Source organism: Achromobacter pulmonis (genome assembly GCF_902859765.1).
Taxonomy (GTDB): Bacteria; Pseudomonadota; Gammaproteobacteria; order Burkholderiales; family Burkholderiaceae_B; genus Achromobacter; species Achromobacter pulmonis.
Genome location: NZ_CADIJV010000009.1, coordinates 118,762 through 140,360, shown reverse-complemented (window position 1 = coordinate 140,360; position 21,599 = coordinate 118,762). Strand labels below are relative to the sequence as shown.

Below are 21,599 nucleotides of genomic sequence, written 5' to 3'. Positions count from 1 at the left end.
GTGGCGCGCGCCGGCGCCATCAGCGGCGCCGGGCCAGCCACCACAGCAGCAGCACCGAGGCGCCGATGGCCGCCAGGTTGAAGCGCATCGCGCTGGCGAAAGCCTGGGCGTAGCGGTCGCCGAGGGCCGCGCCGGCCATGGCATCGAGCGTGCCGCTGAACAGCATGCCGGCGGCTGACACGCCCAGCGCCGCGCCCACCTGCTGCAGGGTGGCCACCACGCCCGCGGCCATGCCGGCCTGATGGTCGTCGACCAGTCCCAAGGCCAGATTGACCAGCGGCGTGTTGACCGCGCCTTGCGCCGCGCCCAGCCAGACCAGCGCGGGCACCAGCGACCACGGCGCGAGCGCGGCGCCGGCCGCTCCCACTTGCAGCATCAACGCGGCCGTGGCGCCGCCATACAGCAGCGCGGCCACGGTGACCGCGCGCGTGCCGAAGCGCGCCGCCAGCCGCGGCGCCGCCATCGACCCGGCCACGAAGCCCACGCTGGCCGGCGCGAACACCGTGCCAGCCGTCAGCGCATCCACGCCCAGCCCGGTCTGCAACAGCAGGGCGTAGCACAGGAACATCGCACTGGCGGTGGAGAACACCAGCGTCACCAGCAGGCAGCCCGCCGCGAAACGCGGCTGCGCCAGCAGCGCCATGTCGATCAGCGGCACGCGGCCGGCGGCCCCGGCGCGGCGTTGCAGCCACACGAACAGCGCCAGCAATGCGACCGCCGCCGCGCCGCAGGCCAGCGTCCACGCGGGCCAGTGGCGCGCCGGCCCTTCGACCAGCGCCAGCAGCAACAGCCCCAGCCCCGCCCCGACCAGCGCCGAGCCGCCCCAGTCCATCGGCGCGCCGGCGGCGTCGCGCGATTCGGGGATGTGGCGCGCCAGCCGCCAGGCCAGCACGCCGAGCGGCACGTTCACCAGGAAGATCGTGCGCCACGCCAGGCCGAACAGGTCGGCATGCACGATCCAGCCGCCCAGCACCTGGCCGGCAATGGCCGCCAGCCCCAGCGTCATGCCGAGCAGGCCGAAGGCGCGCCGCCGCGCGTGGCCGTCGTAGCTGACGCGGATCAGCGCGTAGACCTGCGGGAACAGCATGGCCGCCGCCACGCCCTGCAGCACGCGCGCGCCGATCAGCGTGTTGGCGTCGGGCGCCAGTCCACATAGCGCCGAGGCCAGCGCGAAACCGGCCATGCCCAGCATGAACAGGCGCCGGCGGCCATGGCGGTCGCCCAGCCGGCTGCCGGCGATCAGCAGCACGCCATAGGCCAGTTCGTAGGCGACGATGATGAAGTTGATCTGCGCGAAGCTGGCCGACAGCGTGCGCTGCATGCTGGGGATGGCGACGTTGACCACGAACAGGTCGAAGATCGTGATGAAGCCGCCGGACAGCAGCACGGCCAGGCCGAGCCGGCCGGGGGTGGCGGGCTTGGCGGGTTTGGCGCAGGCATCGGGGCGGGGCGAGGGCAGGGTGGCGGAGGGCATGAACAGGCCTTCAGAGTGGGAATCGGCGCTATTCTGTGGGCTGTTCGAGCCTCATACAATTTAGCTGTTTATGCTATTACTGAAGGCAATAGTCCATGCCCCGTCCTGCCCTGCGTGACCCGGCCGCCGCGCCCCTGCCACCCGCGCGTCCCGACGCCGAGACAGGCGCCCAGCGCCTGGATCGCACCCGCGCCGACCTCGCCGAATTCCTGCGCCTGCGCCGCGAGCGTCTGAGCCCCGCCGCGTTGGGCCTGCCGGCCGGCGGCCGCCGCCGCACGCCCGGGCTGCGGCGCGAGGAAGTGGCGGCGCTGGCCGGCGTGGGCCTGGCCTGGTACACCTGGTTCGAGCAGGGCCGCAACATCAGCGTGTCGGCCACTTTCCTGGAGAACCTGGCGCGGGTGCTGAAGCTGGACGCGGCCGAACGGCGCCACCTGTACCTGCTGGCGCACCAACGCCCGCCGGCCGAGCCGGGCCGCACCTGGTGCACCGTGCCGCCGCAGGTGCGGCGCCTGATGGACGACCTGCCCGCGCGCCCCGCTTATGTCCTCAACCTGCGCTGGGACGTGGTGGCGTGGAACGCCGCCGCCGAACGCGTGTTCGGCTTCGGCGCGCAACCGGCCGGACGGCGCAACTTGCTGTGGATGCTGTTCGTGGCGCCGGCGATGCGGGATTTGTTCGTCGATTGGCCGGCGCAGGCGCCGGCCATGCTGTCCACGTTCCGGCGCGATTTCGCCTCGGCCTCGGGCGCGCCGGACATCACCGAACTGGTCGATGAACTCGAACGCGTCGCCCCCGAATTCAAGGCGTGGTGGCGCGAGCACGACGTGCATGGCGCCTGCATGGGCGTGCGCAGCCTGCGCCTGCCGGCGCTGGGCGAGGTGGCGTTCGAGCATGCCACCCTGTCGGTCGATGAAAGCCGCCATCTGCGCCTGGTGGTCTACGCGCCGGCGCCGGATGAACCGCTGGCCGCGGCCTTTGCGCGCTGGCTGGCGCGCAAGCCGCGCGCGGGCGCGCGTGGCTCCAGGGAATAGGCGCCGCGTGGCGCTACGGCGGGGCGCGGCGCGCTTCTATAGTCGGGGCGGTTCGCCCCTTCCCCGTTCGCCATGTCCACCGAAATCCTGTCCCGCCGCAAGGCCTTGTCGCTGCTCGTCGTGGTGGTGCTGGCCTGGGGCTTCACCTGGGTCGTCAGCAAGCTGCTGCTGCAATACCTGACGCCGCTCTGGGCGGTGGCCGCGCGCAGCGTCGTCGGCGCCGCCGCATTGCTGTTGCTGGGCCTGGCGCTGCGGCGGGTGGCCCGGCCGGTCAAGGCCGACCTGCCGGTGATTCTGAGCGTGGGCCTGCTGCACATGGGCGCGTTCGCCGCGCTGGTCAGCCTGGGCCTGCAATACGTGCCGGCCGGCCGCTCGGTGGTGCTGGCCTACACCACGCCGCTGTGGGTCATCCCGGCCGCGCGCATGTTCCTGGGCGAGCCGATCGGGCGCGGACGGCAACTGGGGCTTGCGCTCGGCCTGCTGGGGCTGGCGGTCATCTTCAATCCGCTGTCCTTCGACTGGGGCAATCACGATGCCCTGTTGGGCAACGGCCTGGTGCTGCTGGCGGCGTTGTGCTGGGCTGCCAACATCGTCTACGTGCGCGCGCATCGCTGGGTCACGCCGCCGTTCGAGCTGGCGTTCTGGCAGGCGTTGCTGGCGTCGGGGGGGCTGGCCGCGGTCGCCTGGGCGGCGGAGGGCGCGCCGCGCGTGGCGTGGCATGCGGACCTGGCCTGGCTGCTGGGTTATGGCGGCGTGTTCGGCATCGCGGTGGCGTACTGGGCGGCGGTGAATGTGAACCGGTCGCTGCCGGCGGGCGTTACCGCGATCGGCCTGCTGGGCGTGCCGGTGGTGGGCCTGCTGTGCTCGGCGGCGGTGCTGCATGAGCCGCTGGACCTGCCGTTGTCGCTGGGGATGGCGTTGATCGTGGGCGGCATCGCCGCCGGGGTGTTGGACAAGGCGCGCGGATAGCGGCGGGCCAAAAAAGGCGCTTGACGCCTGGAATCCGGTCTGTGTATCGTACGATCTATGTCTTAAGATATATCGTAAGTAAAACGTCAGACACCCGCGAGGCCCTTCATGCGCCATTTCCATTTCCTGACCGCCTTTGCCCGTGGCGCCCGCCACGCCCATCCTGAGTGCCACGGCCATCATCACGACCGTCACGCCCATCAACACCATGACGGCGATCACGGCCCTCAAAGTCATCACGATCACCCGGCATTCCATGCTCATCGCGGCCACGGCTCGGACTTCGCGTTCGGCGGCTGGCACGAGGGCGGCCGTGGCCGTCACGGACGCCACGCCGGGGGCGGCGGCTGGTTCGGCGGCGGCCCGTGGGGCGGCCGCGGCGGCGACGCCGACGACGGCTTCGGCGGCGATGGCCGCCACTTTGCGCGCGGCCGCAAGGTCACCGCCGACGACCTGCAGTTGATGCTGCTTGGCCTGCTGGAGCAGAACCCCAGCCATGGCTACGAACTGATCAAGGCGCTGGGCGCCATGTCCAACGGTTTCTACACGCCCAGCCCCGGCATGGTGTATCCCGCGCTGACCTACCTGGAGGAACTGGGCTACGCCACCGTCGAGCAGGAAGGCAGCAAGAAGCGCTATCACCTGGCCGAGCCGGGCCGCGCGCATCTGGACGCCAATCGCGAGCGCCTGTCGGTGATGTTCAACAAGCTCAAGCACGTGGCCCGCAAGATGGACTGGATGCGCCAGGCCTGGAGCGGCGAACCGCGCGCGGCCGCCGGCGATGATGAAAACGCCGCCGGCTGGATCGACGAATTCGTGCATGCGCGCCAGGCGATCCGTCACGCGCTGCTGCAACGCACCGACGCCTCGCCGGCCGAGCAGCGCCGCATCGCCGCCATCCTGCGCCGCGCCACCGAGGAAATCACGGGCAAGGACTGTGGCTGATCCCGGCCCTTTCCCGTCCATCCCTTTGGAGACTTCATGACCCAGACCGACCTGACCGTCGAACGTGTGCGCCATCCGCTCAAGATGCGCATCCTGACCGTGGCGCGTGTCGAACGCATCGCGGGCCTGTTGGCCCGCATCACCTTCACCGGCGAGGATCTGCATGACTTCGTGTCCGCGTCGTTCGACGACCACGTGAAGCTGTTCTTTCCCGCCGATCCCTCGCAACCGCCGGCCCTGCCCGAAGTCGGCCCCGACGGCATCACGTTCCCCGAGGGCATGCCGCGCCCGGCGGCGCGCGACTACACCCCGCGCCGCTTCGACGCCACGCGCCAGGAACTGGGCATCGATTTCGTGCTGCACGGCGATGGCCCGGCCGCCACCTGGGCCGAGCAGGCCACGGTTGGCCAGCGCCTGGGCATCGGCGGCCCGCGCGGCTCGTTCGTGGTGCCTGCGGGCTTCGACTGGCATGTGCTGATCGGCGATGAAACCGCGCTGCCGGCCATCGCCCGCCGCCTCGAAGAGCTGCCCGCCACGACGCAGGCGCTGGTGCGGGTCGAAGTGCCCAGTGCCGGCAACGAGATTCCGCTGACCACGCGGGCCCAGGCCTCAGTGCGCTGGCTGCATCGCAATGGCACGGCCGCCGGCTACAGCACCCTGCTGCTGGAAGCGGCGCGCGAACTGACGCTGCCGGCGGGCGCGGGTTATGTCTGGGTGGCGGCCGAATCCGCGGTGGCCAAGGCGGTGCGTGAAATCATGGTGGCGCAGCATGGCATCGACAAGCGCCGCATCCGCGCGGCCAGCTACTGGAAGCGCGGGGCCATCGCGGTGCACGAATCGCACGACGACTGAGCCACCGTGGCGGCGACGGGCGGCTTGAGGGCGGCACCGGCCAGCGGCCCGCCATGGCCACGGCGCCTAAGCGTGCGCCAGCGCCAGCAGATTGGCCACGCGCCCGCCGGGCGCGTCCTCGCGCACCGCCAGCCCCAGCACCGCGCGCGGCCAGTCCAGCGCGAACGGGCGGTACACCACGCCGTCCGGCCGCAGGTGCCGCAGCGACGCGGGCACGATCGCCACGCCCATGCCGGCCGCCACCAGGTTCACCGCCGAGGATAACTGCGGCGCGCGCTGGCCGGGCAGCGGGTTCAGTCCGTGCTGGCGGCATGCCGCCATGATGTCGGCGCTCAGGCCGTAGCCGGACTTGCGCGAATACTGGATGAAGCGTTCGTGCGCCAGGTCGGCCGGCGCCAGCCGCTTGCGCCGCGCCAGCCGATGGCTCAGCGGCAGCGCCACCATCAAGGGTTCTTCCGTCAACTGCATGAAGCGCAAACCGCCGTCCATGGCGAACGGCGGCCGCACGAAGGCCGCGTCGATCAGGCCGGCGCGCAGGCGCGCCACCAGCGTTTCGCTGTCGTCTTGGGACAGCGTCATTTCCACGTCGGGATATTGCTGCCGGTAGAGCCGTATCAGTTCCGTCACGACCGGGTGGAACGAGGCCGATTCGGTGAACCCCAGCGACAGCTCGCCGACTTCGCCTCGCGCGGCGCGCTGCGCCATTTCCACCGCCGCCTGCGCGCGTTGCAGGATGTCCTGCGCGCACGCCAGGAAAGCGCGGCCGGCATCGTTCAGGCTGACGCCGCGTCCGCGCCGGTCGAACAGCGGCGTGCCCACTTCCTCTTCCAGTTGCCGTATCTGCTGCGACAGCGGCGGTTGCGCCATGCCGAGCTGTTCGGCCGCGCGGGTGAAGTGCTGGGCTTCGGCCGTGGCCACGAAGTAACGCAGATGGCGCAGTTCCATTTGATATCCAAAAAGTACTGATATTCAATTTTCCATATATTGGACATTCTAGTTCGGCGGCGGGATGATGCGGGCATCGACGTATCGTTTTCCCAAGGAATGTCCCATGCCCCAGACCCTCACTCCCGGCGCCCGGTTGCGTCAGCATCTCGCCCAGGACATCGTGGTGGCGCCCGGCGCCTATGACGGCCTGTCGGCCCGCCTGGTGGCGGCCGCCGGCTTCAACGCGGTCTACGCCAGCGGCGGCGCGATCGCGCGTGCTGCCGGTTATCCCGACATCGGCCTGCTGAGCTTCACCGAGGTCATGGACCGGGTCGAGAAAATCGTCGACGCCAGCGGCCTGCCGGTGGTGGCCGACGCCGACACCGGTTTCGGCGGCTCGGCCAACGTCGAGCGCACGGTGCGCGCCATGGAGCGCGCCGGCGTGGCGGCCTTCCATATCGAGGATCAGTCGTTTCCCAAGCGCTGCGGCCACCTGGATGACAAGAGCCTGGTCGATACGCAGGAAATGTGCCGCAAGGTGCACATCGCGCGCCAGACGCTGGCCGATGCCGACACGCTGGTGATCGCCCGCACCGACGCCATCGCGGTCGAGGGCTTCGAGGCCGCCATCGCGCGCGCGGAACACTACCTGCGGGCGGGCGCCGACATGGTGTTCGTCGAGGCCCCGGAAACGCTGGAACAGATCCGCGCCATCGCGGACCGGCTGCCCGGCCTGAAGCTCATCAACATGTTCTATGGCGGCAAGACGCCGCTGGTGCCGCTGCCGGATCTGGCGGCCATGGGCTATCGCCTGGCGATCATTCCGTCGGACCTGCAGCGCGCCGCCATCCACGCCATGCAGGCCACGCTGGCGGCGATCCGCGAGACCGGCGACAGCAGCGCGCTGGCAGACCGCCTGACCAGCTTCAAGGAACGCGAGGAGATCGTGCAGACGCGCCGCTACCTGGCGCTGGACACGCAGTAGGGGCTAAGCCATTGCGGACGCGGGCGAGCGCGGCGCGCGCCGCCCGCGCGGCGTCACTGGCGGCAGCGCTGCGGCATCGACAGCGGCCACAGGCGCTGGTTGTAGGCGCCGTAGAGCGTGCGGATGCCGCACACCAGCGTGACGCGCGCCACCATCGCGCCGCGTTCGTCCAGGATCATCGACTGCGCGCGCGTCGACACCACCGCGCGCTGGTTGGCGTAGTCCGAGGCCCACAGATAGGCGGGCGCAACCGCCATGCGGCCCTGGCCATCGGCGTAGCCGAAGTAATCGCCGACGGCGGCGACCGACAGGCCGTTGCGGCGCGGCCCCAGATGGGTGAAGGTCGGCCCGGACGCGACGCCCTTGTCGTTGATCGCGCGCATGCCGCCATCGGGCAGCACCAACGCGGCCTGGCCCTCCGAGAACGCGGTGCCGTTGCCGGCCAGTGTCAGGCGAGTCTTGCCGGCGGTGTCGACGTAGGCGGTGATCGGTTTGCCGTTATCGTCGCTGCCATGCCGCACCAGCCAGGCCGATCCCGCCGGCCAGTACCATTGGCCGGCCGGCAGGTTGATGACGGTCTTGCCATGCTCGTCGATCAGGCGCGCGCCGCCGTCGCCGCTGATCAACGCGCGCGCCGGCCTGCCCTGGAAGGGCGTGCCCGCCACCGGGCCGGGCGCGACTTGCCAGCGGCCCTGGCTGTCAACGTAGCCGTGCCGGTCGGCGCGGCGGATCGCCAGCCAGTCGCCCATCGGGACGTATTGGGCGTCTTCCAGGTCGAGCGTGCCGGAGGCGTCGGGCGCGATCAGCCAGCGCTGCTTTTCGCTGTAGGCAATGTAGCTGCCATTGGCCTCGCGCGACACCTCCAGCGCCGGCTGGAAGGCGGTCAGGACGCGCCCGTCACGATTGACCAGCGCGGCCGGCCGGCGGTAATCGTCCGCTTGCGGCCCGGCTTGCAGCACCCGCCACAGCTTGTCGCTGACCCGCTCGACGGCGTGGTGGCGGGGTGGCACCACCCACTGGCCCTGCGGATCGATCACGCCGGCCTTGCCGGCGCCGAGCGAGGCGGCGGCCTGGCCATGCTGGAATCGGCCGATGTGCTGGAAGGCTGGCGGCGACACTTCCTTGCCGGCGATGAAATCGTACAGGCCCCACGGGTCGCCCTCGGCCGCGGTCTTCAGATAGCGCACCCGTCCGGGCGCCACCACCTCGGCCTCGAAATAGTCCGGCAGCGCATAGATCCTGCCGGTCCGGTCGATCAGCCGGGTCTGGCCCTTGGCGTAGATCAGCGCATAGCCCTGATGGAAGGCGCCGATGTACTGCTGTAGCGGTAGATCCATGGGCTGGCCGCGGCCATCGAGCAACTGCACGCCGGCCTCGGTCTGCGCGGCAAAGCGCAGGTCGCCAGCGCCGAGGGGGGCGGCCCCGGCCTCGTCGTCGGCGCCGTTGTCGTCGCGCGCCCCGTCCAGCGGCACGATCTCGGTCCAGTCCTTATGCGTGGCAACGCTGCCGTCGGCCAGCAGCAGGCCGGCGCCGCCGTCCGTGCAGTGGCAGTAGCCCTGGCCCAGCAGGCCCAGCGGGCCGCCCGGCACGTCCAGCGGCAGGTCGCGCAGTTGCGCCCCTTGCGCCGCTGCCAGGGCGTCGGGCTGCAGGATCGCGCGGCCGTCGGCGTCCAGGGCGTTGAGCAATTGGCCGTCCTGGCTGGACAGCCACAGCTTGCCCTGGCGCAGCGCCATCCGGCCGACATCGGCTAGCCACTGCGGCGCGCTCTCGCCATGCAGCCACACGCCCTTGGGCGTCAGCAGGCCGGCCACCTGGCCCGCCGGATTGCGGAACAGCAGATAGCCGCCTTCGTTCTGTTCGGCGCGCATGCCGCTGCCCAGCACCACCGGTTCGGCCCGGCCGGCCACATAGGCCTTGAGTGTGTCGCCCGACGCGTACACCAGCGTGTCGTCATGGATCGCCGAGGTGCGCGCCTCGGCCGGCGTAAGCGTCGCCAGCGGCCGTCCGCCGGCATCCAGCAGGGCATACCCCTTGCCGCGTGGCAGCTCGGCGCTCCAGAAGGCCCGGCCCACGCGGGTCAGGCGCTCGTAGCGCATGCCCTGGCCAATCACATTGCCGTCAGCGTCGATCAGCACCTCTTCTTCCATGCCGGCGCCAAGCGCCAGGGCGTCGTCGTCGCGCCGCGAGATGTCGTGGTATTGCGGCGGCACGCGCCAGTTCCAGTCGCTATCGAGCAGGCCGTACATACCGTGGTTGTCCACGCCGATGAACAGGCCGTTGCCGTAGCTGGACAGCACTTGCACGCCGGGCTTGGCGTAGCGGCGCTCGCCATTGGCGGCGCGGAATTCCTCGCGATAGGTGATCGACAGCCGGGCCGGCTTGCCTTCGCCCAGGCGCACGCTGTCGACGCTGGCATCGATGGCGTCGCCCACCGCCTTGCCGGCGCGGTCGATCAATTGGTACTGGCCGTCCTGCGTCACCACCGCCAGCCCGCCCGCGACGAAATCCGAAGCGCTGTCGTAGCGCGGCGGCACCGCCATCCCGCCCTTGGCGTCGATATAGCCCCACTTGCCTTTCCAGCGCACCGCGGCCAGGCCATGATGGAAATCGCCGACCCGTTCGAACTGCGGCGCCACGGCCAGTCTGCCGTTGGCGTCGACAAAACCCCAGGCGTGGCGGCGCAGCGAAGCGTCGGTGGGCACGCGGTCGATCTCTTCGAGCGAGGAGGGCAGCAGCACCGCGGCGCGGTCTTCCGACAGCGGGCCGATGCAGCCGGCGGGGCCGGCATCGCCATGGCGGGCATCGCGCACGGCGGTCACGTCCATGGGGCCGTCGATGCAGGAGATGCCATCATGGCGGTACTGGGCGGTGGCGGATAGCGAGCACCCCAGCGCGGCCAGGGCGCAGGCGAGGCGGGTAGCGTGAAACGCGCGTGAAGTCATGGTCATTGTGCCTGGGCGGATTCAGGGGGCGGCGCGCGTCCGAGGTCGCGGGCGTCAGGGCAGGTCAGTGTTTCGCGCGGCCAGGTCAGCCGTCCGTGCGCGTCGAATACAACGACCTGGCCGCAGATCAGGCCGAACAGCGCCGTGGTGGCGCCGCGTGTGTCGATGAATTCCAACTGCCCCTCGCGGCGCACCAGGGCGCGGCCTTCGCTGAAGTCATCGGCCCAGCCGAACGCCGGCGCGATGACGTAGCGGCCGGTCAGGTCGATGTAGCCCAGCAGCTTGCCGCTGCGTTGTTCGCGCCGCGCCAGCGCCAGGCCGTCGCGCAACGGGCCGAGCCGGTCGAAGTAAGGGCCGACCACGCGCTTGCCGTCGGCATTGACGAAGCCATAGCGGTCGTTCTGGCCGCGATAGACCACCACGCCTTCGCTGGCATTGCGTTCCTCCAGCGCGAATTCGCCCTGCAAGCGGGTGATTTCGCGGCCTTGCAGATCGGTCATCACGCTTTGCGAATTCTTGCCGTCGCGGAACACCACGCGCTTCATCGAAGCCAGCGGCGTGCCGTCGCCACGCGCGGCCAGCAGCGTCTTGCCGTTCTCGTCCATCAGCCGGTAGCGCTGGCCGTCGAAGACGCGCGCCAGGCCTTCGGGCTGCACGAAGAAGGGGTTGAATTCGCCCTGGGTGGCGGGCACCTTGAAGTTGCCCCGGGCGTCGATGGCGCCGTTGCGCGAACGGTACTGCACGTAGATCCAGTCGCCGAACGGTTCCTTGCGCTCGGGCTCGCCTTCGAACAGCCGGGTCATGCCGCCCTGGGCGTCGAACAGCAGCGTGGCGCCGTCCTTGCCCTGCGCCAGATAGCGGCCGCGCTTGAGGTCCTGCGGACGGTCGTGCAGCACCACGCTGCGCTTGCCGGTGCGCAGGTCGATCAGGCGATAGTCGTCGCCGTAGCCGGTGTCATCCTCGCGCTTCGGTTCCCGCGCCAGCAAATAGCCGTTCCCCAGGTAATCGAGTTCATAGCTGCTGGAGTAGGTGGCGGCGACCACCCATTTGCCGTGGCGGTCGATGACGCCCCAAAGGCCCTGATCCTGCGCCTTGGCCCAGTCGTCGGTGAAATCTTCGATGCGTTCGAGTGTCGGCTTGACGGCCTCGCGGGCGCTGCGGATGTTCCACAGGCCCCAGCGGCGGTCGCGGCGTCCGTCCAGCGCATAGAAGTAGAGCAGATCGCCGTCGAGCTTGTCGCCGTTGACCTCGATGCGCGCCGGCAGCTTCTGCGGATTGCCGCGGGTATCGATCAGCACGGCGGCATTGCGGTCCGTGTCGGGCATGCGGGCCCACGCGTAAGCGCCCTTGAAGCCGCCGATGCTGGCGAACCTGGGCGGCAGGATCCAGTTGCCCTCGGCATCAATGGCGCCGACGGTGCGCTTGCGGGTCTGCACCAGCAGGGGGGCGCTGGCGTCATAGCTGCTCATGTCGTCCCATTCCGGGTTGGTGACGATCTTGCCCGAACGCGTCAGGATGCCGGTCGGCTGGCTGTAGTCGTGGGGATGCAGCAACGCCAGCGGCAGCGCTTCGGCCTGCGTCTTGCCGTCGCGCCGGGGGCTGAACGGCGTGACGCGGTATTGGGCCAGCCGTGCGACCGTGCCGGCGTCCAGCAACGGCGTGCCGTCGGCGCGATAGATCTGCGTCAGGGTCGCTTCGGTGTCGTAGCCCCCCGCATCGGCGCTGACCGCAGCGTCGGCGGCGGCCATGGCAGCGTCGGCGGCAGCCGCGGCGGTGTCGGTCGCCGCTTCGACGGCTTGCGGCGCATCGGCGGCTTCGGCCGCCTCTACGGCCTGCGGTGGGGCCGGATCGGTGGGCGATGCCATGGCCGCCGCGGCCGCCGGCTGCCGGGCGCTGAGCCAGGCCAGGCCGTGTCTGACGCTGACGCGGCCGAAGTCCGCGCGCACCACCTGCGGCTTGCCGTTGGGCGGGATCAGGATCACCGCGTCGATGTCGCTCAACACCTTCCAGCCATCGGTCGCCTCGACGCCGACGTACGGCTGGGAGAAGGTATGCAGCGGCTCCAGTCGTGCGTCCAGCAGCGCGTCGGGGCCTTGCCCTTTGGGCCGCTTCACCAGCCACAGCCCGCGCGCCACGCGCGTCACATTTTCATAACCGTCGCCGTTGAGCGCCGTGCCATCGGGCCGCACGAAGCGCCAGGCGCCCTCGCGCAGCACGGCCAGCGTGTCGCCGTCGCGCAGCGGCGCTTGCTGCGAGCGCAGCACCTCCGGCGCGATGGCCCAGCGGCCGTCGGCATCCAGCAAGCCCCACTCGCCGCCATAACGCGAACTGCGCCGTTGCGCCGGCAGGTCGCCGGAGTCGGACGGCGCCAGCATCATCACATCGGCGGGCAGCGTCAGCGCGCGGCCGGTCGCGGTGTTGAACAACCGCGGCGGCTGCGGCACTTCCATTTCCGCGAGTTTCTGGCCGCGTTGGAAGCCCCACGAGCGCGTGCCCAGCACGAAGGTCTTGACCACCTGGCCCTGGCGATCGATCAGCACGTCGCGTTCGTCCTGCTCGACCAGCGCGGTGCCTGCGGCGTTGAAGCCCGAGGCGCGCGTGAAGCGCGGTTCGATGGCCCAGTTGCCACGCGGGTCGATGTAGCCCCACAGGTCGCCCTGGCGCACCGCCGCCAGGCCGTTCTGGAACGACTCGGCTTCCTGGAACGCTGGCGCGATGACCATCCCGCCCTGCTTGTCGATGTAGCCCCAGGTGCCGGCCGCATCGTCGGCCTTGCCGGTGATCACGGCGGCCAGGCCTTCGGCATACCCGCGCTGGCAGCTGACGTCGGGGGTGACCGCATAGGTGCGGCCGACGCAGTCGCGTTGCCAGTCAGCGTATTCGTCGGCGCTGGCCAGCGCGGAGCCCAGGCTCAGGCTGGCCAGCGCCGCGACCAGCGCCAGCGGCCGCCGCCCCGGCCGGCAGAGCGCGCGCGAGCGGAACGCGCCCCTCATGATGCGACGGGCGCGCAGCGCGCCTGATCGCGCGCGGGCGCAATGGATGGGAACGGGCGGGGCCGGGCGTGCCGCATGATGGAAGTGCCTGTGGGGATAGGAACGAGGACAGCACTGTAACCAGCCATCGCCCGCAAAAAGACGGCATATGTAACGATAGAAAACCAACCGTTAACATCGCCCGCCTTGGCGGCTGCCGGCCTGCCAGGCAGGGCGCGGCGGCGGGCCCGGGCGATGCCTGCTGGCATTCCCGCGGCGCATGCAGTCGGCGAAAAATAATCGGTTGAAGGGCGGCCCGGGCGCCCCTGTAATAGCGGCATTCGCCCCTGCGCGGGCGCCGACGTTTCACGCCAGAGGTTCGCCATGTCCGCCGTTCCCGCCGTCGCCGCTCCGTCCGACCCCGCCCCCCCGTCACGCAAACTGTGGCTGATGGTGCTGGCCGGAGGCATCGTCATGGGCCTGGCGCTGGGCGTGCGGCACGTGCAGGGCCTGTTCCTGCTTCCCGTCACCATGGATCGCGGCTGGTCGCGCGAGGCCTTCGCCATGGCCATGGCGGTGCAGAACCTGACCTGGGGCGTGGCGCAGCCCTTCACCGGCATGATTGCCGACCGCTATGGCTCGGCCAAGGTGGTCCTGGGCGGCCTGGTGTTCTATGCGCTGGGGCTGGTCGGGATGGCGCACGCTACCAGCACGGCGGCCTTCATGTGGAGCGCCGGCATCTGCATCGGCATCGCCTTGTCGGGCACCGCGTTCGCCGTGATTTACGGCGCGCTCAGCCGGCTGGTGCCGCCTGAACGGCGCGGCTGGGCCCTGGGCGTGGCCGGCGCGGTCGGCGGGCTGGGGCAGTTCACCCTGGTGCCGGCGGCGCAGTGGCTGATTGGCGGCTGGGGCTGGGTGAGCGCCTTGCTGATCTTCGCGGCGGTGCTGGCGGCGGCGCTGCCGCTGGCCTGGCCGCTGAAGGAAACCGTCCGCGTGGCGGCGGCGCCCGGCGCCGCGCAGCCCGGGCAACGGTTGGGCGCGGCGATCCGCGAGGCCTTCGCGCAACCGGGCTTCTGGCTGCTGAACCTCGGGTTCCTGGCCTGCGGCTTCCAGTTGGCCTTCATCGGCACACACCTGCCGGCCTATCTGATGGACAAGGGCATGCGCGCGGCGGACGCCGTCGCCGCGCTGGCCATCATCGCGCTTGCCAATGTGGCCGGCACTTACGTCTGCGGCATCCTCGGCGCGCACCATCGCCGCAAGTACCTGCTGGCCGGCATCTACCTGCTGCGCACCGGCGCCATGGCGCTGTTTTTCCTGTTGCCGCTGTCGCCAGCGTCGGTCTACGTGTTCGCGGCGGTCATGGGCTTTGTCTGGCTCGGCACGGTGCCGCTGACCAACGGCCTGATCGCGCAGGTGTTCGGGGTGCGCTACATCACGACGCTGTTCGGTTTCGTTTTTTTTGGCCACCAGCTCGGTTCGTTCCTGGGCGTTTGGCTGGGCGGCGTCGTGTTCGAGGCGACCCATTCGTACGACCTGATCTGGCTGGGCGCGATGGCGCTGGGCGTGGTGTCGGCGGCGCTGCACTGGCCCATCGACGATCGCGAGCTGCCGCGCGCACGCGCCGCCGTGGCCGCCTGAGCGGCGGACGGCGGGACTACAGGGGCCGGTGCTGCGTGCCCGCGCCCAGCGTGACGTGCAGCATGCGACAGGGTTCGATGACCTTGACCGTATGCCAGACGCCCTTGGGAATCACGTAGGCGCTTCCGGCTTCCAGCCGCACCGACTGGATGCCGGTGGGCCATTCCAGCTGCAGCTCGGCCGTGCCGGACATCAGGCGCACGATCTCGTCGGCCTGCGGGTGCATTTCCCATTGCGGCCAGTCGGCGCTGAAGGTGTATTCCGACAACAGCCAGCCGTGGCCATAAGGTTCCAGCGCCTCGCGCGGCAGGGACCAGAAGGCGTTGCCGCCCTCGACCGTGGCGGCGTGGCCGGCGGTATCCAGAAAGAGGTAGTGCGACGACAGATCGATGGGCATGCGGTTTCTCCAGGGAGCGGCCTATACGCGTTATAACAGTGTCGCGGGCCGCGTCGGCGGCACGCCTTTGCGTCAAGGAGCCCCGCATGCAGATCGAATCCCGTTGGTTGTTTCCGTGCGAGCCCCGCCACATCTGGCCGCATTTCCTGCACGCGCGCATGGACGACACCCGGCCGCTGCTGTTTCGGCTCGGCGTGCCCAAGCCGATCAGTTGCAAGGTGCTCGAAGGCACGCCCGCCGTGGGCCTCACGCGCCAGTGCACCACCGACCGTGGCACCATCGATCAGCGCATCCTGATCCTGCAGCCCGACGAACGCCTGCGCTACCAGATGCAGCGCAGCACCGTGTGGTGCGCGGGCTGGGTCGGTTCCCTGGTCGACACCTTCGAGTTGCGGCCGGTGCCGGGGCGCGGCACCGAGGTCCGGCGCGTCACGCAGTTCGAGGCCGCGGGCATCCTGCGCTGGGCCAAGCGCCTGGGCCTGTGGGCCGGGCTGCGCCAGGCGCATGCCTATGCCAGCCGCAATTGGCGCCGCCTGGCGGCGGCCAGCCAGGCCGCGGAAAACGGCTGAAACCGCATGCCCCGATTCGGGCAAAACTGCGATAATCCCGGACTTTCGAGCAGGCGCCCGAGCGCCTGCGGGGCAGGGGGCATGAGCAAAGGCTTCGACGGCGTCAGGCCGGCATCCGAATCGTCCATCGAGATCGGCTTCTTCCACCAGGGCCGACATTGCGTGGAGCGCATCCGCGTCAAACCCACTGCGGCCAACCTCAAGCGCGCCGCCGAACGACGCGCCGCCATCCTGGCGGCCATCGCACGCGGCGACTTCGACTACGACGCCGAATTCCCCCGGCGTGCCATTGCTTCCCCTCCCGCAAAGGACCCCACATGACCGGCGCCGCCGCCTTGCCCGTGCACGACCTGACCGCCGATGCCTTCACCGCCTACGGCTGGATGCTGGGCAAGCCCATCCCGCTGGGCAACGGCGTGCCGATGTTCAGCAACGAGGCCACCGACTTCTGGCAGGAACATGTCTTCAACACCGGCGCCGGCGGCGACGCCGAGGTGCTGTGGGTCAATTACCGCAGCGCCGCTTCCGAGATCGCCAGCCTGGAAAAGCACCTGCTGACGCAACAGGCGATCGTGCCGCTCACCGGCGCCATCATCCAGGTGGTGGCGCGCAGCGCGGCCGACGGCAGCCCGGACCTGGCAACCCTGGCGGCGTTCCGCGTCGAGCCGGGGCAGGGCGTGTGCATGCGCCCGGGCTGTTGGCACGCCACGCGCGTGGACGAGGCCGAAGTCACCTGCCTGATGCTGACGCGCCGCTCGACCACGCTGGACCTGATCCAGCACCTGACCATCGACGCCACCCCCAGCGAAAGCGCGATCACGGCGATTCCGGCGCGGCAACTGGAGCCGCTGCGTTTGCCGGACTGAATCCTGGCGGACGGGCAGGCGGTGTCCGGCGCATGGTGTTGGCGCATTGCATCGCCGCCCCATGGCCCGCAAAAAGATAGTGCCGTCATCTCCGTGCGCTTTCACTACCCTGGTGAAATGTGCCAGAATTTCAGCGACTGTTTGTCCTGTCCGCGACGCTGCCGCCATTCGGGCGTTGCCAACCGCTATCCGAGTTGGAGCATGGAATGCGCATACGCCGCGCTGGCGTCGGATCTTCCACCGGAGCTTTGCCCGGCCTTTTCCTTTGGCTCCGAGGCGTCGCCGCGCTGGCATTGATTGCCGGCGCCAGCGGTTGCAGCTTCACCTCGCCCGACGCGGCGACTGGTTCGCAGTACGTCGGCATTGACGGTGTCACGGCGCCCGAGGCGCAGCGCATCGCCAAAGAGGCCTACATCTACGGCTATCCGATGGTCGCCAACTACCAGGCCATCCACGCGGCCAGCATCGACACCGGCAATCCGCAGTACAAGGCTCCGTTCAACACCATCAGCCACGCCCCGCCCCAAGACATGGCGGCGGTGGCGCCCAGCGTCGACGCGCCCGAGTCCTCGGCGGTGCTGGATCTGCGCGCCGAACCCGTCGTCATCCGCGTGCCGCCGATGGAATCCCGCCGCTATTTTTCGCTGCGGCTGCGCGATCTGTATGGCTACAACTTCGCCTATATCGGCAGCCGTGTCGGCGGCAACGGCGGCGGGCGGTACCTGGTGGTCGGGCCGCGCTGGAACGGCGCCGAGCCCCCGGGCTTCACCAAGGTGATCCGCGCCGAGACCGAACTGGTCAGCATGACGGCGCGCACCCAATGGTTCGGAGCGGCGGACCTGCCGCATCTGAAGCGCATCCAGGCCGGCTACAAGGTCCAGCCGCTGTCGGCCTACCTGCGCAGAAAACCGGCGCCCGCGCCGGCCGCCGTGGCCTGGCTTGCGCCGGAGCCCCCCGCGCAAATGCGCAGCTCGCTCGAGTTCTACAACCAACTGGGCTTTGTGCTGCAATTCGCGCCGGTTCTGCATAGCGAGCGGACATTGCGCAAGCGCCTGGACAGCCTGCGTATCCGTCCCGGCGCGCCGGTCGTCACCGATACCCTGAACCCACGGCTGCGGCAGGTCATGCGCGAAGGCATGCACGACGGCCAGAACGACATCGACAAGCATCGGGTGGCGCTGGCCGGCAAGACCGATACGCTGTTCGGCGACCGCCAGACCCTGCGCCACGACTACCTCGCGCGCGCCACTGGCGCCCAGGTCGACCTGGGCGGCGACAATCGCGAAGAGGCGATGGCCACGGTGCTGGCCACCGACGCGGCGGGGCAGCCGCTGGACGGCGCGCATTCGTACACCCTGCGTTTCGCGCCGCGCGGCCTGCCGCCGGTCAACGCGTTCTGGTCGGTGACCTTGTATCGCATGCCGGGGCGGCAGTTGGCGCCCAATCCCATCGGCCGCCACGCGATCGATGCCGCGATGCTGCCCACGCTCAAGCGCGACCGCGATGGCGGGCTGACGCTGCGCATCCAGCATCAAGCGCCCGGCAAGGGCGACCAGGCCAACTGGCTGCCGGCACCGGCCGGGCCGTTCATGCTGACGCTGCGCTACTACTGGCCCCAGCCGGCCTTGCTGGACGGCGCGTGGCAGCCGCCGCAGGCGCAGCGCGTCGGGCCGTAGCGGCGTCGCGGCGGGTGGCCGCAGCGGCCGGCGTCGTGCCTGGCCGCGCGCCGTGGCGGGTCATAGATCCTCGCTGCGCCAGACCTTCAGGACCCGCCCGAAGATCTGCAGGTCCATGTCTTCGGTGATGTCCCAGGCGTCGTACTTGGTGTTCTCGGATTTGGCGCGGATCAGCAGCCCGTTCGCGCTGGGAATGCGCTGCAGGCGCTTGATGAAGCCTTCATTGCCGACGCGAAAGAAAAACACGCCATCGACGTCGGCCTTGACCACTCCCAGGTCCACCAGCAGCGGATCGCCCGGGTTGTACATGGGCCGCATGCTGTCGCCAAAGCCGGTCACCACGCACAGATTGGCCGCCGCGGTGTAGTGGCGCAGGTTCTTGTGCAGCCACTCCTGGCTGACGCGCAGGCTCTGGATCACGCCGGGCTGGTCGCGCAACTCCACCCCCGGGCCCATGGCGCCGCCGGTATCGAAACGGGGAATGCGCAGGTCGTCGGCGGCGCCGTCGTCGGCCGGCCCGGCCAGCACGATGTCGGGCGGATGCTGCGCGGCTTCGTCCAGCAGTTGTTCCAGTGACAGCCCCAGCCCCGCCGCCAGCCGCGCGGCGTATTTGGAGCGTTCGCTGTCGCGCCCTTCGAGGGCGGCGATGGTGCCCACCCCCACGCCGGTGCGCGCTTCCAGCTGTTCCAGGGTAAGACCGAGGGCGGCGCGGTAGCGCCTGATTTGTTTTCCGAGAGCCATGATGCGGACGCTAAACAGTTGTGGAAAATTGTGCAACAACAAGTGTTGAAATCACGATTATACATTTGTAGAATTCTACCCATGGATTACCCGAAACGTGTGTTGCTATCAGACGGAAGCGTGGGTAGCGTATCGCTACCAAAATCCCACAGCAAGGAGCGGCAAATGAATCAGGCAGGAAACATGGCGCTGCGGGCGCCGCAGGACTGGGTCGCCACGGCATCGCAGGCGGGCGCCGCGATCGCGCGTTCGTTCACCGCGCGCCCGGTGGCCGCGCCGCAGGGGGCGCGCCGCAGCCTGCACGCGCAAAACCCGGAGGGCCATGGCATGACGCGAGAAGAATCAGACCAGGTCGAAGCACTGATCATGGAGTGGTACCACTGGAGTCGCGGCTACCGGCCCCAGCTCGGCGTGGGCAAGGTGTCCGCGTTCGCGCGCGGCATGGTGTCCGAGGAGGCCTATGACGACGAAGACGTCGACGCCCGCCTGGCCGCCACGCGTGGCGAGCAGACCGAGCTTTGCATCGATGAACTGCCCTGGCAGCAGCGCTCGGCGATTGGCGTGCATGCCGGCAACAAGGCTGCCGGCGCCCGCGTTTTCAGCAATCCGCGCCTGACGCCCGCGCAGCAGCATGCGGCCTACCAGGAAGCCAAGGCGGCGCTGTTGCCGGCCCTGCGGCGGCGCGCGCTGGTGACGGCGCCGCCGGCGCGACCGTCCATCCGCTAGTGCCAGACCCGCGGCTGTCCGCCAGGACCCCGACTCGACCTAGAATCGGGTACCAGGCGGAGCGCGGCTCCGCCCCAACCGGAGCGCCGCGACGCCGCATGAAGCGCAATTTCAACATCCACGACCTGCGCATCTTCTACACCGTGGTCATGACCGGGTCCACCCGGCAGGCCGCGCAGGCCATGCACATGACGCAGCCCGCCATCAGCCACGCCATTTCGCGGCTCGAGCACGCCACCGGCGTGCAGCTGTTCGACCGTTCCCACAAAACGTTGCGCCCGACCGAGGCCGGGCAGTACCTGTACGGTGAAGCCAAGTTCGTGCTGGACGAGCTGGTGCGCATCGACGAGGCGCTGCACAGCATCGAGCAGTTCGGCGGGCGCGGCCTGCGCATTGCCACCTCGCCGGCGCTGGCGCTGGCCTACGCGCCGGATGCCTTGCATTGCTACGTGCAGACCCATGGCACACGGCCGTTCTCGATCGACCTGGAATCCTCGGTGCAGGTGATCAGCGCCGTGGACACCATGCGCGCCGACTTCGGGCTGGGGGCCGTGTCGCAGGACAGCGCCCGGCTGGCCTTCCGGCCGTTTCTGCGCGCCGAGGTGATGGCTATCGCGCATCGCGAGCATCCGCTGGCGCGCGGCGAGGTCGTGGCCGTCGGCGACATCCGCCCCGAAAGCTATGTGCAGCCGTTGTGGTCCGACTACGTCATGCCGCAAGGCGACATCGCCGAGTCGCTGCAGCTGCGTTCCGGCATGCAGGCGCATATGTCGCTGCTGCCGGGCACGGTGCGCGCGGTGCGTGGCATCAGCCTGATCAACGCGCTGTCGGCGGCCGACATCGTGGCGGCCTATCCCGAGCTGGTGGCGCTGCCGCTGGCCGCGCGCCAGTGGTTCGATTTCGTGCTGATCGCGCGCAACGAGGCAGCCAGCCTGGAGCTGGCCGAGCGCCTGCTGGACGCCTTGCGGGCCGCGGCCCGGGCGCGGCAACAAGGCGTCTACGCGCGGACCATCCAACTGTTGTCGTAGCGGCCCGGCCCTGAAGGAGGGGGGGCGGCCTCAGTCGGCGGGCGGCTGCCACGGCAGCGATTGCAGGTCGCCGTCGATGCTGATGGCCTGGCCGCTGATCAGCGCGCCAAACGGGCTCGCCAGGAACAAGGCCATGTTGGCGATGTCCGCCGCGCGCACGAATTGCCCCAGGCTGACGCCGGCCAGCTCCAGCCGGGTTTCCTCGGCCACCGTCACCCCCATGTTGCGGGCGCGGGCCTCGATCACCCGGTCGATGCGCGGACCGGCCACCAGACCCGGCAGCAGCGCGTTGACGCGGATGCCATGGCCGCCCAGTTCCACCGCCAATGAGCGCGTCAGGCCGATCACGCCCCACTTGGTGGCGGCGTAGGGCGTGCGCATCGGCACGCCCATGCGGCCAGCGACCGAACTGATGTTGATGATGCTGCCGCCACCGGCCTGGCGCAGCGCCGGCAGCGCGTGGCGCACGGTGTGGAATTGCGCGGCCAGGTTGATGTCGAGCGTCGCATCCAGCTCCTGCGGCGCAATCTCGCCAATGCCGGCCGTGGGCCCGGCGATGCCGGCGTTGTTCACCAGCACGTCCAGCCCGCCCAGGTGCGCCAGCGCTTCGCCCATATAGCGGTCGATTTGGTCGCGCCGGCTCACGTCCGCGCGCGACCAGGCATGCGGGCAGGCCGACAGGGCCTGCTCGTCCACGTCGCACACATGCACGCGCGCGCCGCGCGCCGCGAACGCGCCGGCGATGGCCGCGCCGATGCCGGCCGCGCCCGCGGTGACGATGACACGCTGGCCGGTCAGGTCCACGGGTAGGGCGCCGATGTCTGCCGGGATGGGATGCTTCACAGTCATGCTTGTTCC

General features: G+C 70.0%; 19 protein-coding genes. 12 read left to right on the top strand and 7 right to left on the bottom strand.

Annotated elements, in window-relative coordinates; translation table 11 throughout:
* Positions 1-19: 19 nt before the first annotated feature.
* On the bottom strand, positions 20-1,474 hold the full coding sequence (locus HV701_RS10445; RefSeq protein WP_175132985.1) for an MFS transporter: 1,455 nt from the start codon (positions 1,472-1,474) through the stop codon (positions 20-22).
* A 95-nt stretch (positions 1,475-1,569) separates the two neighbouring features.
* Here HV701_RS10445 and HV701_RS10440 point away from each other — a divergent pair, with 95 nt between their 5' ends.
* The 4 genes from HV701_RS10440 to HV701_RS10425 all read left to right on the top strand — a co-directional run bounded on the left by HV701_RS10440 (position 1,570) and on the right by HV701_RS10425 (position 5,271).
* Positions 1,570-2,505 carry a helix-turn-helix transcriptional regulator gene (locus tag HV701_RS10440; protein ID WP_236755600.1) on the top strand — a complete coding sequence of 312 codons (936 nt, stop codon included), beginning with the start codon at positions 1,570-1,572 and terminating at the stop codon, positions 2,503-2,505.
* A 72-nt stretch (positions 2,506-2,577) separates the two neighbouring features.
* Positions 2,578-3,474, top strand: a complete 897-nt coding sequence (locus HV701_RS10435; RefSeq protein ID WP_175132984.1) for a DMT family transporter — start codon at positions 2,578-2,580, stop codon at positions 3,472-3,474.
* 108 nt (positions 3,475-3,582) lie between these two features.
* A complete protein-coding gene (locus HV701_RS26750) occupies positions 3,583-4,419 on the top strand; it encodes a PadR family transcriptional regulator (RefSeq protein ID WP_254595160.1) in 837 nt (278 codons plus the stop codon).
* Between the two features lie 36 nt (positions 4,420-4,455).
* The gene (locus tag HV701_RS10425; RefSeq protein ID WP_175132983.1) at positions 4,456-5,271 is read left to right on the top strand and encodes a siderophore-interacting protein; all 816 of its coding nucleotides are present in this window, start codon (positions 4,456-4,458) and stop codon (positions 5,269-5,271) included.
* Positions 5,272-5,337: 66 nt separating this feature from the next.
* Here the strand turns inward: HV701_RS10425 and HV701_RS10420 are convergent, their stop codons facing one another.
* Positions 5,338-6,216, bottom strand: coding sequence for a LysR family transcriptional regulator (locus HV701_RS10420; RefSeq protein WP_175132982.1), 879 nt, complete (start codon positions 6,214-6,216; stop codon positions 5,338-5,340).
* 106 nt (positions 6,217-6,322) lie between these two features.
* Between HV701_RS10420 and HV701_RS10415 the strand changes: the two genes are divergently transcribed.
* Entirely contained in the window at positions 6,323-7,183 is an 861-nt protein-coding gene (locus HV701_RS10415; RefSeq protein WP_175132981.1) for an isocitrate lyase/PEP mutase family protein, read from the top strand.
* A 53-nt stretch (positions 7,184-7,236) separates the two neighbouring features.
* Here HV701_RS10415 and HV701_RS10410 read toward each other — a convergent pair whose 3' ends face one another.
* Positions 7,237-10,125, bottom strand: a complete 2,889-nt coding sequence (locus tag HV701_RS10410) for a WG repeat-containing protein (RefSeq protein ID WP_175132980.1) — start codon at positions 10,123-10,125, stop codon at positions 7,237-7,239.
* Between the two features lie 2 nt (positions 10,126-10,127).
* The gene (locus HV701_RS10405) at positions 10,128-13,118 is read right to left on the bottom strand and encodes a WG repeat-containing protein (RefSeq protein ID WP_175132979.1); all 2,991 of its coding nucleotides are present in this window, start codon (positions 13,116-13,118) and stop codon (positions 10,128-10,130) included.
* Positions 13,119-13,547: 429 nt separating this feature from the next.
* On the opposite strand from HV701_RS10405, the gene HV701_RS10400 reads away from it, so the two are divergent.
* Positions 13,548-14,738 carry an MFS transporter gene (locus HV701_RS10400; protein ID WP_175133019.1) on the top strand — a complete coding sequence of 397 codons (1,191 nt, stop codon included), beginning with the start codon at positions 13,548-13,550 and terminating at the stop codon, positions 14,736-14,738.
* Positions 14,739-14,754: 16 nt separating this feature from the next.
* Here the strand turns inward: HV701_RS10400 and HV701_RS10395 are convergent, their stop codons facing one another.
* Positions 14,755-15,135, bottom strand: a complete 381-nt coding sequence (locus HV701_RS10395; RefSeq protein ID WP_175132978.1) for a cupin domain-containing protein — start codon at positions 15,133-15,135, stop codon at positions 14,755-14,757.
* Positions 15,136-15,221: 86 nt separating this feature from the next.
* On the opposite strand from HV701_RS10395, the gene HV701_RS10390 reads away from it, so the two are divergent.
* From HV701_RS10390 to HV701_RS10375, 4 genes are all read left to right on the top strand, one after another.
* The gene (locus tag HV701_RS10390; RefSeq protein WP_175132977.1) at positions 15,222-15,704 is read left to right on the top strand and encodes an SRPBCC family protein; all 483 of its coding nucleotides are present in this window, start codon (positions 15,222-15,224) and stop codon (positions 15,702-15,704) included.
* Positions 15,705-15,785: 81 nt separating this feature from the next.
* The gene (locus HV701_RS10385; protein ID WP_175132976.1) at positions 15,786-16,025 is read left to right on the top strand and encodes an Arm DNA-binding domain-containing protein; all 240 of its coding nucleotides are present in this window, start codon (positions 15,786-15,788) and stop codon (positions 16,023-16,025) included.
* Positions 16,022-16,570 carry an ureidoglycolate lyase gene (locus HV701_RS10380; RefSeq protein ID WP_175132975.1) on the top strand — a complete coding sequence of 183 codons (549 nt, stop codon included), beginning with the start codon at positions 16,022-16,024 and terminating at the stop codon, positions 16,568-16,570. Before HV701_RS10385 ends, HV701_RS10380 begins: the two co-directional genes overlap by 4 nt.
* A 206-nt stretch (positions 16,571-16,776) precedes the next feature.
* A complete protein-coding gene (locus HV701_RS10375; RefSeq protein ID WP_175132974.1) occupies positions 16,777-18,246 on the top strand; it encodes a DUF1254 domain-containing protein in 1,470 nt (489 codons plus the stop codon).
* A gap of 60 nt (positions 18,247-18,306) precedes the next feature.
* Here HV701_RS10375 and HV701_RS10370 read toward each other — a convergent pair whose 3' ends face one another.
* The gene (locus HV701_RS10370; protein WP_175132973.1) at positions 18,307-18,987 is read right to left on the bottom strand and encodes an XRE family transcriptional regulator; all 681 of its coding nucleotides are present in this window, start codon (positions 18,985-18,987) and stop codon (positions 18,307-18,309) included.
* Positions 18,988-19,152: 165 nt separating this feature from the next.
* On the opposite strand from HV701_RS10370, the gene HV701_RS10365 reads away from it, so the two are divergent.
* Together HV701_RS10365 and HV701_RS10360 are read left to right on the top strand one after the other, a co-directional pair.
* Positions 19,153-19,713, top strand: a complete 561-nt coding sequence (locus HV701_RS10365; RefSeq protein ID WP_244957869.1) for a hypothetical protein — start codon at positions 19,153-19,155, stop codon at positions 19,711-19,713.
* A 98-nt stretch (positions 19,714-19,811) separates the two neighbouring features.
* The gene (locus HV701_RS10360; protein WP_175132972.1) at positions 19,812-20,741 is read left to right on the top strand and encodes a LysR family transcriptional regulator; all 930 of its coding nucleotides are present in this window, start codon (positions 19,812-19,814) and stop codon (positions 20,739-20,741) included.
* 30 nt (positions 20,742-20,771) lie between these two features.
* On the opposite strand, the gene HV701_RS10355 is transcribed toward HV701_RS10360, so the two are convergent.
* Positions 20,772-21,590, bottom strand: a complete 819-nt coding sequence (locus tag HV701_RS10355; protein WP_175132971.1) for an SDR family oxidoreductase — start codon at positions 21,588-21,590, stop codon at positions 20,772-20,774.
* Positions 21,591-21,599 lie beyond the last annotated feature (9 nt).

What these genes read in the sequence shown, in the direction of transcription:
- HV701_RS10445 (WP_175132985.1), bottom strand. Translation starts at nt 1,474, where the DNA reads ATGCCCTCCGCCACCCTGCCCTCGCCCCGCCCCGATGCCTGCGCCAAA.
- HV701_RS10440 (WP_236755600.1), top strand. Translation starts at nt 1,570, where the DNA reads ATGCCCCGTCCTGCCCTGCGTGACCCGGCCGCCGCGCCCCTGCCACCC.
- HV701_RS10435 (WP_175132984.1), top strand. Translation starts at nt 2,578, where the DNA reads ATGTCCACCGAAATCCTGTCCCGCCGCAAGGCCTTGTCGCTGCTCGTC.
- HV701_RS26750 (WP_254595160.1), top strand. Translation starts at nt 3,583, where the DNA reads ATGCGCCATTTCCATTTCCTGACCGCCTTTGCCCGTGGCGCCCGCCAC.
- HV701_RS10425 (WP_175132983.1), top strand. Translation starts at nt 4,456, where the DNA reads ATGACCCAGACCGACCTGACCGTCGAACGTGTGCGCCATCCGCTCAAG.
- HV701_RS10420 (WP_175132982.1), bottom strand. Translation starts at nt 6,216, where the DNA reads ATGGAACTGCGCCATCTGCGTTACTTCGTGGCCACGGCCGAAGCCCAG.
- HV701_RS10415 (WP_175132981.1), top strand. Translation starts at nt 6,323, where the DNA reads ATGCCCCAGACCCTCACTCCCGGCGCCCGGTTGCGTCAGCATCTCGCC.
- HV701_RS10410 (WP_175132980.1), bottom strand. Translation starts at nt 10,125, where the DNA reads ATGACTTCACGCGCGTTTCACGCTACCCGCCTCGCCTGCGCCCTGGCC.
- HV701_RS10405 (WP_175132979.1), bottom strand. Translation starts at nt 13,118, where the DNA reads ATGAGGGGCGCGTTCCGCTCGCGCGCGCTCTGCCGGCCGGGGCGGCGG.
- HV701_RS10400 (WP_175133019.1), top strand. Translation starts at nt 13,548, where the DNA reads ATGGTGCTGGCCGGAGGCATCGTCATGGGCCTGGCGCTGGGCGTGCGG.
- HV701_RS10395 (WP_175132978.1), bottom strand. Translation starts at nt 15,135, where the DNA reads ATGCCCATCGATCTGTCGTCGCACTACCTCTTTCTGGATACCGCCGGC.
- HV701_RS10390 (WP_175132977.1), top strand. Translation starts at nt 15,222, where the DNA reads ATGCAGATCGAATCCCGTTGGTTGTTTCCGTGCGAGCCCCGCCACATC.
- HV701_RS10385 (WP_175132976.1), top strand. Translation starts at nt 15,786, where the DNA reads ATGAGCAAAGGCTTCGACGGCGTCAGGCCGGCATCCGAATCGTCCATC.
- HV701_RS10380 (WP_175132975.1), top strand. Translation starts at nt 16,022, where the DNA reads ATGACCGGCGCCGCCGCCTTGCCCGTGCACGACCTGACCGCCGATGCC.
- HV701_RS10375 (WP_175132974.1), top strand. Translation starts at nt 16,777, where the DNA reads ATGCGCATACGCCGCGCTGGCGTCGGATCTTCCACCGGAGCTTTGCCC.
- HV701_RS10370 (WP_175132973.1), bottom strand. Translation starts at nt 18,987, where the DNA reads ATGGCTCTCGGAAAACAAATCAGGCGCTACCGCGCCGCCCTCGGTCTT.
- HV701_RS10365 (WP_244957869.1), top strand. Translation starts at nt 19,153, where the DNA reads ATGAATCAGGCAGGAAACATGGCGCTGCGGGCGCCGCAGGACTGGGTC.
- HV701_RS10360 (WP_175132972.1), top strand. Translation starts at nt 19,812, where the DNA reads ATGAAGCGCAATTTCAACATCCACGACCTGCGCATCTTCTACACCGTG.
- HV701_RS10355 (WP_175132971.1), bottom strand. Translation starts at nt 21,590, where the DNA reads ATGACTGTGAAGCATCCCATCCCGGCAGACATCGGCGCCCTACCCGTG.